This window comes from Brevibacterium atlanticum (assembly GCF_011617245.1).
Classification (GTDB): domain Bacteria; phylum Actinomycetota; class Actinomycetes; order Actinomycetales; family Brevibacteriaceae; genus Brevibacterium; species Brevibacterium atlanticum.
This window is the reverse complement of record NZ_CP050152.1, coordinates 1,572,259-1,588,039: the sequence shown is the minus strand read 5'-3', so window position 1 is coordinate 1,588,039 and position 15,781 is coordinate 1,572,259. Positions and strand designations below refer to the sequence as shown.

13 protein-coding genes are annotated in these 15,781 nt (G+C 66.4%); 5 read left to right on the top strand and 8 right to left on the bottom strand.

Annotated elements, in window-relative coordinates; all coding sequences use genetic code 11:
* Positions 1 to 116 precede the first annotated feature (116 nt).
* The 3 genes from GUY23_RS06980 to GUY23_RS06970 form a co-directional block, all read right to left on the bottom strand.
* The gene (locus GUY23_RS06980) at positions 117 to 1,268 is read right to left on the bottom strand and encodes a fatty acid desaturase family protein (RefSeq protein ID WP_166970920.1); all 1,152 of its coding nucleotides are present in this window, start codon (positions 1,266 to 1,268) and stop codon (positions 117 to 119) included.
* A 140-nt stretch (positions 1,269 to 1,408) separates the two neighbouring features.
* A complete protein-coding gene (locus tag GUY23_RS06975) occupies positions 1,409 to 2,113 on the bottom strand; it encodes a response regulator (protein WP_166970918.1) in 705 nt (234 codons plus the stop codon).
* A complete protein-coding gene (locus tag GUY23_RS06970) occupies positions 2,110 to 3,366 on the bottom strand; it encodes a sensor histidine kinase (protein ID WP_166970916.1) in 1,257 nt (418 codons plus the stop codon). The genes GUY23_RS06975 and GUY23_RS06970 overlap by 4 nt, the downstream gene beginning before the upstream one ends.
* Positions 3,367 to 3,575: 209 nt before the next feature.
* Between GUY23_RS06970 and GUY23_RS06965 the strand changes: the two genes are divergently transcribed.
* Complete coding sequence (locus GUY23_RS06965) at positions 3,576 to 5,705, top strand: acyltransferase family protein (RefSeq protein WP_166970914.1); 2,130 nt, start codon at positions 3,576 to 3,578, stop codon at positions 5,703 to 5,705.
* A gap of 37 nt (positions 5,706 to 5,742) precedes the next feature.
* On the opposite strand, the gene GUY23_RS06960 is transcribed toward GUY23_RS06965, so the two are convergent.
* Positions 5,743 to 6,927, bottom strand: coding sequence for a cytosine permease (locus GUY23_RS06960; protein WP_228282776.1), 1,185 nt, complete (start codon positions 6,925 to 6,927; stop codon positions 5,743 to 5,745).
* 306 nt (positions 6,928 to 7,233) lie between these two features.
* Here GUY23_RS06960 and GUY23_RS06955 point away from each other — a divergent pair, with 306 nt between their 5' ends.
* The gene (locus GUY23_RS06955; RefSeq protein ID WP_166970910.1) at positions 7,234 to 8,484 is read left to right on the top strand and encodes an SLC13 family permease; all 1,251 of its coding nucleotides are present in this window, start codon (positions 7,234 to 7,236) and stop codon (positions 8,482 to 8,484) included.
* 137 nt (positions 8,485 to 8,621) lie between these two features.
* Here the strand turns inward: GUY23_RS06955 and GUY23_RS06950 are convergent, their stop codons facing one another.
* Entirely contained in the window at positions 8,622 to 9,044 is a 423-nt protein-coding gene (locus GUY23_RS06950; RefSeq protein WP_166970908.1) for a winged helix-turn-helix transcriptional regulator, read from the bottom strand.
* A 133-nt stretch (positions 9,045 to 9,177) separates the two neighbouring features.
* Here GUY23_RS06950 and GUY23_RS06945 point away from each other — a divergent pair, with 133 nt between their 5' ends.
* Positions 9,178 to 10,050, top strand: a complete 873-nt coding sequence (locus GUY23_RS06945) for an oxidoreductase (protein WP_166970907.1) — start codon at positions 9,178 to 9,180, stop codon at positions 10,048 to 10,050.
* 118 nt (positions 10,051 to 10,168) lie between these two features.
* Here GUY23_RS06945 and GUY23_RS06940 read toward each other — a convergent pair whose 3' ends face one another.
* On the bottom strand, positions 10,169 to 11,515 hold the full coding sequence (locus GUY23_RS06940; RefSeq protein WP_166970905.1) for an amidohydrolase: 1,347 nt from the start codon (positions 11,513 to 11,515) through the stop codon (positions 10,169 to 10,171).
* On the bottom strand, positions 11,436 to 12,860 hold the full coding sequence (locus GUY23_RS06935) for an MFS transporter (protein ID WP_166970903.1): 1,425 nt from the start codon (positions 12,858 to 12,860) through the stop codon (positions 11,436 to 11,438). The genes GUY23_RS06940 and GUY23_RS06935 overlap by 80 nt, the downstream gene beginning before the upstream one ends.
* Positions 12,861 to 13,001: 141 nt before the next feature.
* Between GUY23_RS06935 and GUY23_RS06930 the strand changes: the two genes are divergently transcribed.
* Positions 13,002 to 13,934 carry a LysR family transcriptional regulator gene (locus GUY23_RS06930; RefSeq protein ID WP_166970901.1) on the top strand — a complete coding sequence of 311 codons (933 nt, stop codon included), beginning with the start codon at positions 13,002 to 13,004 and terminating at the stop codon, positions 13,932 to 13,934.
* A 14-nt stretch (positions 13,935 to 13,948) separates the two neighbouring features.
* On the opposite strand, the gene GUY23_RS06925 is transcribed toward GUY23_RS06930, so the two are convergent.
* Positions 13,949 to 14,965, bottom strand: a complete 1,017-nt coding sequence (locus tag GUY23_RS06925) for a formylglycine-generating enzyme family protein (protein WP_208085505.1) — start codon at positions 14,963 to 14,965, stop codon at positions 13,949 to 13,951.
* Positions 14,966 to 15,035: 70 nt separating this feature from the next.
* Between GUY23_RS06925 and GUY23_RS06920 the strand changes: the two genes are divergently transcribed.
* Entirely contained in the window at positions 15,036 to 15,779 is a 744-nt protein-coding gene (locus tag GUY23_RS06920; protein ID WP_166970899.1) for a 3-keto-5-aminohexanoate cleavage protein, read from the top strand.
* The last annotated feature ends 2 nt before the right edge of the window (positions 15,780 to 15,781 follow it).

The window sequence follows — 15,781 nt, the reverse complement described above, 5'->3', positions numbered from 1 at the left end:
CCCGACGACGACGTCGGAGTTGACGCGAGCTGCGGCGCCGTCTCGGTGACTGAAACCCTGAGGGTGTTCCCCACCTCGGTGAGGGGAGGCTCGGCCGCACCGAGGTTGTTCCCCGTTCAGCGGGAGCGGAACTGTGCGGTGACGGGGCAGTCGAAGGGATCGGCCTGGCCGAGTCCGACGCGGTTGAGGTAGCGGACGATGATCCGGTAGGACTCGAACAGTGTCGTCTCCGCGTAGGGGATGTCCTTCTGTCGGCAGTATTCGCGGACGAGCGGCTGCACCTTGTGCAGGTTGACGCTCGGCATGCTGGGGAACAGGTGGTGTTCGATCTGGTAGTTCAGTCCGCCCATGAGAAAGCCCATCGGGCGACCGCCGGAGATGTTGCGTGACATCAGGGCCTGCCGACGCAGGAAGTCGATCTTCACGTCCTTGGGCACGATCGGCTGGCCCTTGTGGTTCGGAGCGAAGGATCCACCCATGTGGACGCCGAAGACCACCACCTGCACGATGACGAAGACGAGCCCGATGAGCGGTCCGGCGTCCCAGATCGCCAGCAGCGGGAAGCCGAGGAGTCGGATGGCGATGAGAGTGCCTTCGGTCCAGCGCCGTTTGATCGAGGACTGTCCGCGGAGGATCGCCTGGACCGACTGCACGTGCAGCTGCAGACCGGCGAGGGTGAGCAGGGGGAAGAACGCCCAGCCTTGGCGGGCGGCGAACCATTTGGCCACGCCGGTGCGTTCGCGAGCATCCTCGGCGACGAAGACGAGGGTGCCCGGTGCGATGTCGGGATCGACACCGGCCTTGTTCGGGTTCGCGTGGTGGAGGGCATTGTGCTTCTTCAGCCACCATCCGTAGCTGAGTCCGATGAAGAGGTTGCCGATGATCGTCGAGACCCACTCCCCGACCTTGCCGCTGGTGAAGATCTGCCGGTGTGCGGCGTCGTGGGCGACGTACGCCGTCTGGGTGAACAGCACACCGAAGACGACGGCGGTCGCCATCTGCCACCAGCTCTCGCCGATGAGGAAGAGCATCGCGAAGGCACCGACATACGCTAGGCCCAACAGGCCGAAGCGCAGCGCGTTCCACCCCGGACGCCTGGCCAGCAGGCCAGCGTCCTTGACCTGAGCCATCAGGGCGCTGAAGTCACTGGTGAACTCCTGCTGCGCGGTGCCGCGCCGGGCACGCCTGTTTTCGAGGACCTGAGCGCGGGTGACCGCATCGGGCTGCGGAGTCGGCAAGGGGGTGCTGATGACATCGGTCGGATTCATACTCCTCACGGTAGAGAATCGACCGTGGTCGCCGCGTCACCCCAGAGAGCGGTCTTCGACCCCCTACCCGGGTATGGGGTCACCGCGCAGCCTCGATTGGACGAAGACCCTGCGTCGGCGACCCCTCGATCGCGAGAGACTCAGTGCTGACTGCCGGGGACGACGAGACCCGATTCATACGCGGCGATGACGGCCTGGGCGCGATCCCTGGCGCCGACCTTGCCCAGGATCCGTGAGACGTGGGTTTTGACGGTCTGCACGGCGATGCACAGCGAGGAGGCGATCTCCTTGTTCGTCGCACCCCGGGCGACTTCGACGAGGATCTCCCGCTCCCGGTCGGTGAGCTCGGGCAGGGCAGTGAGACTCGGGGCCTGCGGCCCGGCGGCGAAGTGTTCGATGACGCGACGGGTGACGCTCGGAGCGAGCAGCCCCTCCCCTGCGGCCACCACTCGCACCGCCTCGGCGAGCTCATCGGGTGGGGCGTCCTTGAGCAGGAAGCCGCTGGCCCCGGCGCGGATCGCATCGAAGACGTAGTCATCGATGTCGAAGGTCGTGAGCATGATGATCCGCGGTTCGCGGCTCACGGACTCCCCGCCTGCGTCACGGCCGCCTGCGTCACGGCCGGCCGCCTCGGCGATGATCGCTCGCGTCGCTTCGATGCCGTCCATGAGCGGCATGCGCACATCCATGAGGATGACGTCGGGTCGCAGGTCGGCGGCCATGGCCACACCCTCGGCGCCGTCCTGGGCCTGACCGACCACGTCGATGTCAGGGTGGGCGCCGAGCAGCGCGGCGAAACCGGCGCGCACCATCGCCTGATCGTCGGTGATGAGTACGCGGATCATGACCGCTCCTCTCCGTCGTCGGTTTCGGGGTCGAGTGGCAGGGTCGCCACCACTTCGTACGTGTTCCCGGGAGTCCATCCGCTGCGGAGCTGTCCACCCACCGAGGCGGCTCGCTCGCGCATGCCGATCAGTCCCTGCCCTTGATCGGATGAGTGCCCGACCGGTTCTGCCGGGCCATTGCCGCGGGTGTTGACGACGCTGATCGTCATTGTGTGACCGTCGCCGTAGACATCGACGTCGATCTCCGGGTCGCGGATGTGGCGCACGGCGTTGCTCAATGCCTCCTGGACGATGCGGTATCCCGCCAGTCCCGTGCTCTCGCGCAGTCCGGAGCCGACGTCGTCTCCGTGCTGACGGAGGCGCACGTGGATCCCAGCCTGCTGAGCCTGACTGATGAGGTCTCCGATTTCAGAGAACCGCGGTTGCGGGGCGAGTTCATGGCCGGAGTCGTCGTTGCGCAGCACGCTGAGGAGGCCTCGCATCTCCGTGAGGGCGTGTCGGGCCGAGACCGAGATCGTCTCGAACTCCTCGGCCACCTCGGCGTCGATGCCGGCGTGGCGGAACGGGGCGCTCGAGGCCTGGATGTTGATGATCGACATGCTGTGGGCGACGATGTCGTGCAGCTCCCGGGCGATGCGCGTCTTCTCCTCGACCGCGACCCGCTTCGAGTGCTCGACCGCTGTGTTCTCCTTCTCCCGGACGAGCTGGGACCGGATGAGATTCCACTGCCGGACGATGACCGCGGCGACGTAGACCCCGCCCGCGATGCACGAGAAGACGACGATGGTCACGACGGTCGATTCCGACCGGCGGATCTCGAGCAGGAAATGGCCGACCGCGGCCGCAGCCGAGGAGGCCGCGATACTGCCGAGCAGAGCACCGAGGGCGACACCCCAATGTGCCCGGAGTCCGACGATGAGGATGACGAGGACCTGGGTGATCATCATCGGCACCGTCCACGGCCACGGCAGTCCGACCGCCGTGGGAGCCAGCAGCGGGAGAACCCCGCAGACGAGCGCCGAGGTGATCGTGGCGAAGAGGGGACGCAGCATCGCCAGCGGCAGGCAGCCGACGTGGACGAGGCTGAGGGCGAAGGCGAGCGCGACCGGTGCTCCGTAGACGCCGACGGCGATCGAGGATTCGATCGCGAGCATCGCGATGGCGGCGAGGATCACCGCCACCCATGCCAAGGCCCGGGGATCGAGCGAACGGTCGGGAGGCAGCAATCTGTCGAAGAGTCGGCTGATCACCACGTCTGCAGGTTCCCTTTCTGCGATCCCGGTCGATCCTGGGGATCATCGAACCCGGCGCGCGTCGTCACGTCGACAGTAGCAAACGCGCGCGCCCCGCCCTCACCGAGGAACTCGCGTATCATGGTGGGCGCGCAGGTTCGGCGTCTCCATTCGGCGAGCCACATCCGCCGTCCGCCTGCACCGCCCGTCCCGACGACCCGCGTGAGAGTATGACCCCACCTGCACAGGCGAGGAGCCACTACGCCCACCTCGACGGAATCCGCGGTCTGGCGATCGCGCTCGTCGTCATCTTCCATGTCTTCGTCGGCAAGGTGTCCTCCGGCGTCGACGTCTTCCTCTTCGTCGGCGGTCTCCTGCTGGTGTCCTCACAGCTGCAGAACGCCGCGAACCCTCACGGGCGCAACCCCCTGCGGTCTCTGACCCGGATTCTGCGGCGGCTGCTGCCGGCACTGGTCACCGTGGTCGGGGCGAGTACGATCGGCGTTCTCCTCCTCTACTCGCGAGTGGAGCTGAGCTCGCTCTTCGCCGACGCCTCCGCGTCTGTGCTCCATGTCCTCAACTGGCGACTCATCGGCGTCGAAGCCGACTACGATGCCGCCGGGGCCACGACCACGCCGTTCCAGCACCTGTGGTCGATGTCCGTTCAGCTCCAGTCGTACCTCTTCGTCCTCGCCCTCGTGATCGCGGCGAGCCGTTTCGGGACCCGGATCGCGAATGTGCGGACCCGTGGGTGGCAGCGTGGCGTCGTCATCGTCCTCCTCGTCCTCACGCTCGCGTCCCTGGCGTACGCGAGCTGGCTCAATCTCTCCGGGCAGCAGGCGATGAACTATTACTCGACGTTCTCACGGTTCTGGGAGATCGGGACCGGAGGACTGCTCGGACTCGTCATCTTCTCCGCCCGAGTGCCCGCAGCGCTGAGAACGGTTCTTGCGTGGCTCGGGCTCGCGCTCATCCTCTCCGTGGGGTTCCTCTTCGACGGAGCCGAGCAGTTCCCCGGTCCCCTCGCGCTCGTCCCCATCCTCGGCGCGCTCTGCCTGGTCCTCGCCGGCATCGGCGAATCAGGGAGCGTGATCATCCGGTGTCTCGAGTCGCCACCGGCGATCACACTCGGCCGACTCGCCTACAGCCTCTACCTGTGGCACTGGCCGCTGCTCATCCTCGGCGTCAAGGCCACCGGGCTCGAGGCGAAGGATCCCCGGCTCGGGATTCCCGTCATCCTCGTCTCCCTCGGTGCCGCCTGGCTGACCCACCGGTTCATCGAACTGCCGCTGCGCCAGCTTCACTCGTCCCGCCCTCTCCCAGCCCCCGCCGGGTCCGGTGCGCCGCGTCAGCCGGACACACCGCCGCGCCCGGCAGGGGCACGCCGGGCGCCGATGGTCGCAGTCGCCGCAGGCTCCGCCCTCCTCGTCCTCTCACCCCACGCCGTGACAGCAGCGGCGACCGCGCAGAAACGCGCCGACGAGGACAGGATCGCCGAGGTCATCGCCGAGGGTCGGGCTGACTCCTATCCCGGTGCCGCCGAACTGCTCGACGGCGTTGTCCCCCGCTCGGACGTGCCTGTCTACCCCAGCCTCGTCGACCGCACGGACATGATGCCGCCGGCCACGGCCGACTCATGCGTGACCGACAAACCCGGCAACGAGATCACGACCGTCGGCGCCGATGGATCGGCCTGCGAATACGGGGACCCCACCTCGGCGAAGGAGCTCTACGTCGTCGGCGGATCGCACAGCGAACAGTGGCTCGGCGCGCTCGACCGGATCGGCAGAGACCGTGGGATCCGCATCGTCCCATTCCTCCGTGCGGGATGCCCGCTGCGCTACGGCGGTCCCGACGACCCGGAGTGCGACACCTGGTCGGAGAAGGTCTTAGAGCACATCACGGAGGAGCCTCCCAGCGAGGGGGTGTTCATGGTCTCGACCCGTCCCCGAGGTGGCCAATCCGCGTTCACGGACTATGTGCCCGAGGAATACCGGGAGGTCTTCACCCGCATCGCCGCCGCCGACATCCCGGTCTTCGCCATCCGCGACAATCCGTGGCTGACCGACGAGCGCGGAGAGCAGGTCGATCCTCGCGCCTGCATCGTCCAGCACGGAGATGAGGAGGCCTGCGCCGTCGCGTCCGCGACCGGTGCGGACAGCCCCAACCCCGCCGAGGCGGCGCTGACCGAGGATGGGATCGTCCACCTCGATCTCACTCCGGCCCTGACCGCTGACGATGCGATCCGACCGGTCGTGGGCAATGTGCTCGTCTACCGCGACTGGAACCACCTCACGGACCAATACGTCCGCACGCTCTTCCCTGAGCTCGAACGTCAGATGTACCCGAGCGAGGGGTAGTTCTCGGACCACGGCAGAGCTCAGAGCCGGGCGGATCTCAGACCTGGGCTGAGAGGTGACCCGCGGACACGGCTGCGAACCGGCCCCTCGTGTGCCAGGAGAGTCCGAGGTAGAGCGCGAATGAGGCGATGAACGACGGGATCGTCGCGCCCACGGGGCTCGGATAGGCGTAGGTGAGCAGGTAGGACACGAGCGCCCCGACCACCCACACGACCACCGCGACCCAATTGATGCCGCGGGCATACGAGTAGAGTCCGCCGGAGTCGCGGAGGATGTCGCGGGTGTAGACGCGACGTTTGATGATGTAGTAGTCGACGATGAGGATCGCGAAGACGGGGACGAAGAAGGCCCCGATCATCGTGAGGAAGTCGGTGTACTGATCGAGCAGGGCCAACCAGGTCGAGCCGATGATCGAGATCGCCCCGAGCACCAGAGCGACAGGGAGGAAGCGCAACCGGGTCCGGCTCTGCGCCCCCACCACCGAGTTGACCATTCCGTAGACGACCATCGTGTTCGTCGCCATCACGGAGAGGAAGATGACGATGGCCAGCGCCCAGCCGAATTCGTCGGCAAGCCCGGTCGGGTCGAAGGCCGCAGGCCAGTCACCGGTGTCGCCGGACCCGGCCGATCCGTTTCGGTCGATGAGGATATAGCTGAAGGCCGTGAGACCGAGGACCATGGCGAGCACCGTCGAGGTGAAGTAGCCCAATCCTGAGCCGACGACGCCCGCGCGCTGGCTCTTTGCGAGCCGGTTGAGATCCCCGGAGAGCACGGTCCACGAGATCGCGGTGGAGATGACGATGTCGAGGGCGAGGGCCGGGGTGAATTCGAGCGAGGGGTCGGCGCTCATCTGCACATACTCGCTCGGTGCGTGCCCGGTGAAGGCCGTGACGAAGACGAACGCCATGACGAGGAGGATGAGCAGAGCGAACCAGGGTTCGGCCTTCTCGATGCCTTCGTGGCCGAGGATGGCCAGACCGACGACGAGGGCCTGACAGAGGACGGAGAAGAGGATCGGGTTGGAGAAGCCGGTGGTCTGCTCGACGACGTAGTTGACGCTGATGCCCGCCAGCATGGCCTGCACCCACGACCATCCCATGAGGATGATGACGTTGACGGCGACGGGCAGATAGCTGCCTTTGGCACCGAAGGCACCGCGGATGACTCCGGAATCGTCGCTGCCGGACTCCAGTCGGTCCTCGAGCCTGCGGTACCAGTTCACTGCGGGACCGCCTCGGCGCCGGTGTCGGCCTCGGCGGGTGTCTCGGGTGCGTCTTCGGACATGAGATCGCTGCCTTTCGACGGGGTGGGATGGGGCGATTGGGTGACACTCTAGCTCTCTGGTGATCCAGCGCACTGTCCAGCGTGGAGCGTTTGACCACCTGTTTATCCGCCCGGGAACACAAGGGACGCATTGCGAGACGCGGCGGTCACAGTGTGAGATCGACCGTAGAGTAGTACCACCTGGCATGCAGGTAGGGAGCGCGTACGATTGCGCGTGATCGAGCGCGAGGGAGAAGAGACTGGGATGAGTCCGGAACTGATCTGCATCATCGTCCTCGGACTGATGTTCGTCATCGGAACCTGGAGAGATCTGAATATGGGTCTCCTCGGTTTCATCGCCGCGGCCGGGGTCGGCGGCCTCGTCCTCCATCAGGCTCCCGAGGAGTTCCTCTCCGGGTTCCCGGTCGATCTGTTCCTCACTCTTCTGGGGCTGACGTATCTGTTCGGCTTCGCTCAGAACAACGGTGTCATCGAGGTCATCGTCCACTGGTGCGTCAGGCTCGTCGGCGGTCGGGTCTCCCTCATGCCGTGGATCTTCTTCGCACTCACTGCCGTCCTCATCGCCCTCGGCGCGCTCTTCGCCGTGGCCATCATCGCGCCGCTGGCCCTGACGTTCGCGCGCCGGAACCGGATCAACCAGTTCATGACCGGCCTCCTCGTCGTCCACGGTGCGCTGGCGGGAGCGTTCTCCCCCATCAGCGTCTACGGCATCTTCATCAGCGACTATCTCGCGAAGAACGGGCTGACCCCGACGCCGCTGTCGCTGTTCCTCGCCCCGCTGCTGTTCAACTTCGCCTTCGCCCTCGTCGTCTACCTCGTCCTGCGCAGGCGCCCGGGCCTGCGTGCCGAAGCCGAAGACCAGGAACACGCCGAGGATGAGGCGCAGGTCCGGCTCTCCCGCTCACAGATCCCGACTCTCATCGGCCTCGCCGCCATGGCCGTCTCCGTGATCGCCTTCGGCTGGGACGTCGGATTCGTCACCATCACGATCGCGATCGTCCTCGCCATGATCAACCCGGCAGCCGGCAAGGCGGCGATGTCGAAGGTCTCCTGGTCAGTCGTCGTCCTCATCACCGGTGTGCTCACCTATATCGCCGTGTTGCAGGAGGCGGGCACCGTCGAATGGGTCTCGGCGGGAATCTCCTCGATCGGCATTCCGCTGCTGGCCGCGCTGCTGCTGTTCTACATGTCCGGCCTCATCTCGGCGCTGGCGTCATCCCTGGCGATCATCGGCGTCGTCATCGCCTTGGCCGTGCCGTTCCTCGAATCCGGAGACGTCCATGTCGGCGGCTTCGTCGCGGCACTGGCGATCGCGGCCACCATCGTCGACATCAGTCCGTTCTCGACCAACGGTGCGATGCTGCTGGCCAATGTCGATGCGTCGATCCGTGACCGCTACTACCGGCAGATGATCGGCTATGCGGGCCTCATGTGCCTCATCGGCCCGGGCCTGGCCTGGGTGGTGGCCGCGGTTCCGACGTGGGTCGCGACCTGAACCAGCCGTCTCGACCTGAACCAGCCGCCTCGGCGCGTTCGCCTCACATAGTCCCGTCGGTCTGGAAGTTCCCGTTCCTCAATGTCAAGCGCTGGCGATGCGCAGGGGCATATCCCGCTCCGCAGTAACGAACGGGATCAGTCCTGGGTGTCGTAGATATCGCGATGGGTTTGAACGGCATCCATATGCTCCTGGGCCCAGGCCCGGAGCTGGCGTGTGGTGTGGTGGAGCGACAGGCCGAGGTCGGTGAGTGCGTAGTCGACGGTGACGGGGACCGTCGGGGTGACCGTGCGGGTGATGAGGCCGTCTCGTTCGAGGGATCGGAGAGTTTGGGTGAGCATCTTCTGGCTTACGCCCGCGATGAGGCGGGAGAGTTCGGAGTACCGCATCGATGTCGGCTCTCCGGTACCGCCGGTGCCGTCGCCTCCGAGAGCGCAGAGGATGAGCGCGACCCATTTGTTGGCGATCCGGTCGAGGAGCTGACGACTCGGACACACCGCGAGGAACGCGTTATACGCATTCTTGTCCTGCTCGCGTTTGTCGGCTGCGGTCGTCGTCATGTTGACCACCTTTCGGTTATGGGGGAGTAACGCACTCTGAAGTGCGTACTTCCCTCTGGAGAGTTACTTTCCAATACTGATACAGGAAGGGGCGTACCACCAGCCCACGATTCAACAAGAAGGACATGACTCGATGACCATCGCATCAACCACCCTCCCCGGCGGCACCTGGAATCTCGTCGACCGCACCGTCACCCGCTTCGGCTACGGGGCGATGCAACTTGCAGGACCCTCGGCGATGGGGCCTCCGGCCGACCATGATGGCGCGATCGCCGTGCTTCGCGATGCCGTCGAGCAGGGCATCACGCACATTGACACGAGCGCTGCCTACGGGCCCCGGGTGACCAACCAGATCATCCGGGAGGCGCTGCACCCGTATCCGGAAGCGGTCATGATCGCGACGAAGGTCGGCGCGAATCGTGATGCCGAGGGTGGCTGGCCGACCGCACGCACGCCTGCGGATCTGCGTGCGCAGGTTCACGATAACCTGGAATCACTGGGAGTCGAGCGTCTCGACCTCGTGAATATGCGCATGGGCGACGCCAATGGCCCTCAGTCCGGCTCGATCACCGAGGCCATGGAAACACTCGCCGGCCTCCAACAGGAGGGCCTGATAGGACAGCTCGGTGTCAGCAATGTCACCGCCGAGCAGGTCGCCGAAGCCCGCGCGGTCACACCGATCGTCTGCGTGCAGAACCTGTACAACCTCGCCAGCCGGTGGGACGACCGGCTCGTCGACGACCTCGCTGTCAACGGCATCGCCTACGTCCCGTTCTTCCCACTCGGCGGGTTCACCCCCGTGCAAGCTGATGCCCTCACCGCCGTAGCGAACCGCCTGGAAGCGACACCGATGGCCGTCGCTCTTGCCTGGCTGCTGCAGCGTTCGAAGAACATCCTCCTCATCCCCGGCACCTCCAAAGCCGCGCACCTACGCGAAAACATCGCCGGCGCAAGCGTCTCCCTCACCGACCAGGACGTCGCCGAACTCGACAACGTCGCCCCCTGACACCCGATGCGACCGATGGGACGGTTCACGCGGCCCGGCGTATGGCCGGTGGAGACGATGAGGAAACGCAGGTCAGGGCGGGTGATTCTCGACATTCACATGAGTCTGTCGGGCGCTCTCACGTGGTCGACTCGGGCGCTTGCGCAGCGAGGAACGCCGGTGTGCCCAGGGCGATCCTGGCTTCGGCGAGGACCCCGAGGCCGAGCATGTCCTCGTCGACGTCGAAGTCCTCGGTGTGGTGGCCGGCGGTCGTATCCATGCCGATCTGAACGTAGGTGGCCAGTCCCCCGCGCTCCTTCACCCGCTTCATCATGGCCGTGGCGTCCTCCGAACCTCCGACGCCGCTCGAATCGCGGATCTCGGCGACTCCGGGGACTCCTGTGAAGCTCTCGCGGATGAAGGGCAGGAGTTCGGGGCTCGGGTCCTCGCGGTCGGCACGTCCGACGACCGTGAGTGTGCAGTCGACTCCCTGCATCCGCGCGGCTCCCGCGATGACGTCCTCGGCGCGGGCGAACATGAACTCGTTGATCTCGCTCGTCTGTCCCCGAGTCTCGACACGGATCGTCGCCGCCCGGGGCACCACGTTGCGGCCCTCCCCCGCACAGAAGGTGCCGACGTTGATTCGGCTGGCGCCGGCCGAATGGCGTGGGATCGCGTGGAGACCGAGTGTCGCCGAGGCGGCTGCGAGCAGGGCGTTCCTGCCCCTCTCGGGATCCCCGCCGGCGTGGGATCCGACTCCCGTGAAGGTGACGTCGAACTTCGTGCTGGCGAGGTATCCGTCGGACCCGGTGACGATGTTCCCCTTGCCGTCATCGGACTTCAAGTGGGTGGCGACGAAGAGGTCGACATCGTCGAACCAGCCGGCGGCAACGATCGAATGCGCCCCGCGGACCCCCTCCTCGGCGGGTTGGAAGATGATCTTCACCGTCCCGGTCAATGCCTCAAGACTGTCGCTGAGGACGGTGGCGAGTCCGAGTCCGATCGCCGCGTGCCCATCGTGGCCACACCCGTGCATGGCCGCCTCGTTGACCGAGGAGAATCCCTCGGCGAAGGGGCGGTGCGCTTGATCCTGCGATTCGACGAGGTCGTTGGAGTCGATGTCGAAGCGGAAGCACACGATTGGGCCCGGGCGACCTGTCTCCAGGATGCCGAGGACACCGGTGAATCCGTCGCCCATCGCCTCGACGAGTTCGGAGTCCGCACCCTGGGCCACGGCACGTTCACGTTCGGCGGCGAGCACCTCGGCGGCGGGCACACCCAAACGCTCATTCGCGTCGTGGAGCTCAGGGCCGAAGACCGTGTCCCAGCCCAACTCGCGCAGCACGGTGATGATCGCCGAGGTGGTGCGGAACTCCGTCCATCCCGGTTCGGCGAACCGATGGAAGTCACGTCGCCAGGCGACGAGTCGATCCTCCAGTCCCTCCGGCAGCGCTGTCACGGTCGATTCGGGTGCTGACGATGTCATTCTCGTGTCCTCGGATCGGATCGATGGGCTCTCCCGATCCTAGTCCCCCACCAAAGCTGACAGGCACAGATGTCCGCACCGGCTCCGAGGTCCGCAACGGCTCCGCTGCCTGTACCTGCCCCTTGCCGCTTCGTGACTGTCGGATCGTCGTCAGCGCCAGGCTGGGGACGGGAATGAACGCGATCGTCGTGAGCAGAAGCACGAGGGTGACGATCATGATCGCGTCGACGAGCCTCATTGTCAGCGACAGTGCGCCGACGAGCACCGCGGGCGCTCCGGCTCCGGCGTAGAAGGCGAGATAGAGAGCGGCCGTGATGCCCGCACGGTTGCGCGGCGGCGTGAGATCGTCGATCTCGCGGTTGGCTCCCCAGTAGCTGAGCCCGTGTCCGAACCCGGTGGTCGCAGCGGCGATGGCCATGAGCGTGGTCACCGTGGCGTCCCCGAGCTCGGGCAGATTCGAGCTCAGCAGCAGTGCGGCTCCGAGGCCCATGAACATGAGTCCGAGCGTCTGGGCGGCGCGGGGCCGGAACTTCGGGGCCAGCAGATGGCTGCCCGTCGACACGACGAGGAGGGCTCCGACGATGAGCCCGGAGGCCAGGGGACCTGAGGTCGGCAGGATCTCCGCGGCCATCGAGGGCAGCAGCGCGAGGAAGAGTCCGAGTGCGGCCCAGCCGATGAAACCCGTGATGGCGGCGATGTTGAAACTCACCCGCATGGGGCCGGGCACCGCCGGCCAGGTCGGCCGCCACCGCTGACGGGTGAACGGCCGGTGCAGCGGCATGACCGCGGCGAGGACGGCGGAGACTGTGAGGAAGGCAGCCATGACGACGAACGGGGTGACCAGCGGCGCCTCGGCGTACTGGGCGATCGCTCCGGACAGGATCGGACCGGCTCCCGCGCCGAGGACGAAGGCCATGGTCGCCAGTGTCGACCCGAGCCAGGCGCGCCGGGCCGGAGAAGCCTCGACCATGAGCGCGATGCCCGCACCCGTGCCCAGTCCGAGTCCGATGCCGATGAGCATCCGCCCAAGGAAGAGGCCGATGACTTCGCCCGAGGTGAGGCCGAACAGCGTCGTGCCGAGGATGACGAGAACGATTGCCACGACGAGCACAGGTCTGCGACCGAAGGCGTCGGCGGCCGAACCGAAGAGGAGCAGGGACGGCAGGCAGCTGAGCACATAGGTCGCATACAGCGCGGTCATCGTCGGATCCGACATCCCCAGGGACTGCTGAAACAGGGGATAGAGCGGGCTGGCGAGGTTGGCCGCCGCGGAGAGTCCGAACAGCACGATCGCGCCGATCCACAGCTGTCGCCTCGATCCTCTGATCTTCGCGTATTCGGGCAAGCAGAACCTCACTCTCTCACTGAGAACTGTGCGTCCGATGGACTGAAAAGGGAGCCGATTCGGCCTCCACCATCCATGATGGGGCCATGGAGTAGTGTTGTCTATCGCAGGAAACAGCACCACATCGTTCGATAGGATCGCATGATTGACAACCGGCTGGTGATGCTCAGCATGATCGATCGACACGGCACAGTGACCGCGGCGGCACACGCGCTGCACTATTCGCCGTCGACGGTCTCCCACCAGATCAGACAGCTCGCCGCCGAACTCGGAGTCACGCTGCTCGAACAGCGGGGGCGGACCATCCGCCTGACCGCGGCCGCCCTGTCGCTGCTGCGTCATGTCGATGCCATGTCGACCGAATGGGAACGCGCCCTGGCCGAGCTGGGCGAACACTCCGACGAGGTCGCCGGCTCGATCGGGCTCTGTGGGTTCTCCACCGCCGCCGGACTGCTCCTGCCGCCGACGATGAAGGCGCTGAATGAGCGTTTCCCTCGGCTTCGGACTCAGACGATCGAGGCCGAGCCCGGCGAATGCTTCGACTTCCTGCTCGCAGGGGATGCCGATGTCGGCGTGGTCGTAGCCACCTCCGACATACCGGCTGGAGCGGATGCACGGTTCCACCAGCGTTTCCTCATCGACGACCCCCTCGACCTCATGGTGCCCCTCGACCATCCGCTGGCCGAACGGGAGTCGGTGACGATCGCCGACACGGCCTCGCAGACGTGGATCCTCGGCCGGCCCGGCACCACCTACCACCAGCTGGTCATGGCCAGCTGCACGGCGGCGGGGTTCACCCCGATCGTCGGCCACTATGCCAACGACTGGAACACCGGCACCGCCCTCGTGCACAGCGGATTCGGCATCTGTGTGGCCTCTCGGCTCTCGCGGTCCCAGGACCTCCATCCGGTTCGCCGGATCCCGCTCAGCGGGGAGAATGCTCCGACCCGACACATCTCGGCGGTCACCCGTGCCGGCGCCGAGGAACGTCTGACGATCCGCTTCACTCTCGATGCGCTCAGTGAGGAGACGCAGCGTCTCATGGCACGCCTCGAACGCGATCTGCTGAGCTGATCATCGCAGCGCCGTCAGACGTCCCGGACCACCCGGAAGCCGATGTTCGAGGCCGAGGAGTCCGGAGTGTTCGATGACCGGGCCGCCACGCGATAGCGGTTGCAGTACGAGTCGTGGCAGAGGAAGGATCCTCCGCGCATGATCCTCTTCTCCCCCGTCTCGGGACCGCGTGGGTCGATCTGCGGCGAGCGGTGGTAGTAATCGCGGTCGAAGTAGTCGGCGCACCATTCCCACACGTTCCCGACGGTGTTGTACAGCCCCAGGCCGTTCGGGGCGAAGTGTCTGGCCGGCGCGGTCCCGATGTACCCGTCATCGCGGGTGTTGGTGCTCGGGAACTCTCCCTGCCAGATGTTGCAGTTCCAGTCTCCGTCGATGAGCACCCGGTTGCCCCATGGGTAGCGACGCCCCTTGAGTCCCCCGCGGGCGGCGCATTCCCATTCGGCTTCGCTCGGCAGTCGGGTGCCCGACCAGGCACAGTAGGCGACCGCGTCCTCCCAGCTGACGTGGACGACGGGATGGTCACGCCGGTCGGTGACATCGGAGCCGGGTCCTTCGGGCGCCGCCCAGTGTGCTCCGGAGACCTCCACCCACCAAGGCACGCCAGGTGCCCGGCCGAGGATGTGACTCGATGCCTGCGGATTGTCCTCGAGCAGCATCGCGAACACCGCCGATGTGCCCAGCCTCTCCGCGGTGGTGACGAAACCGGTCGCCGAGACGAAGTGAGCGAAGTCGTCATTCGTCACCGTCGTCGCAGCGATCTCGTAGTCACTGAGTCTCACGCGGTGGCGGGGCCCCTCCCCGTCTGCCGGATGACCGTCGCCGAACGGGTCCCCCATATCGAAGGTCCCACCTGTCGTGACGAAGTCGAAGCTGAAGGCGAGGGCCCCGGTGGCATGTGCAGTCGGCATCGTCGCACCCGCGCCGCCGACTCCGGGGCGTTCGACCGCGGGTGCGCAGCAGGAGTGAGCACCATCGCCGAGGCTGCCGTCCTTACCGTCGACCGCTGCGTTCACGTGTGCACCTCTCTGCATCGATTCTCCTTGTCGCACCACTTTACGATGTCGGCTGTACTCGGTGCCGTGAGTGCGAGAAGGTGAGGAGATGAACGCACAATCTTCGTCAGTTCCACGGCTGCACGTCGCTCTCAACGGCGGCCGCGATCATCCGGCGGCCCCGCGCACCCCGGAGACGATCGCCGCAGAAGCCGGCGCGGCCGTGGCTGCCGGCGCCGAGGTGGTTCATCTCCATCCCTTCGACGACGCGGGCAGGCAGACGTTCGACGCGGCGGTCACGGCCGAGACGATCAGGGCTGTGCGCCGCGCGTGCCCGGGCGTGCCGATCTCCCTGAGCACCGCCGCCGAGATCGAACCCGACCCCGAACGACGCTCGGCTCAGATCGCAGAATGGACGGAGCTGCCCGATCTCGTCAGCGCGAATCAGGGTGAGACCGGGATCGTCGCGCTCTGCGAACTGCTCCTGGGCCGCGGCGTCCGGATCGAAGCAGGACTGCTCGAACTCGATGATGCCTCGGCTTTCGTCGACTCGGGTCTGGCCGCATCCTGTCACAGGGTGCTCATCGAACCCGGTGATTCCGATCCGGATGCCGCGATCGCGCATGCGGCGGCGATCGAGCAGGTCCTCACCGAGGCACGGATCGCTCTGCCGCAGGTCCACCACGGTGACGGAATCGCATCCTGGGTCGTCAATGCCCGTGCGATCCGGCGCGGGCACGCGGTGCGGACCGGTCTCGAGGACACGCCCGTACTCATCGACGGCAGCCAGGCGACGGGCAATGCCGAACTCGTCGCCGAGGCGGCGGGACTCATCGCCGAACTACACACCTGACC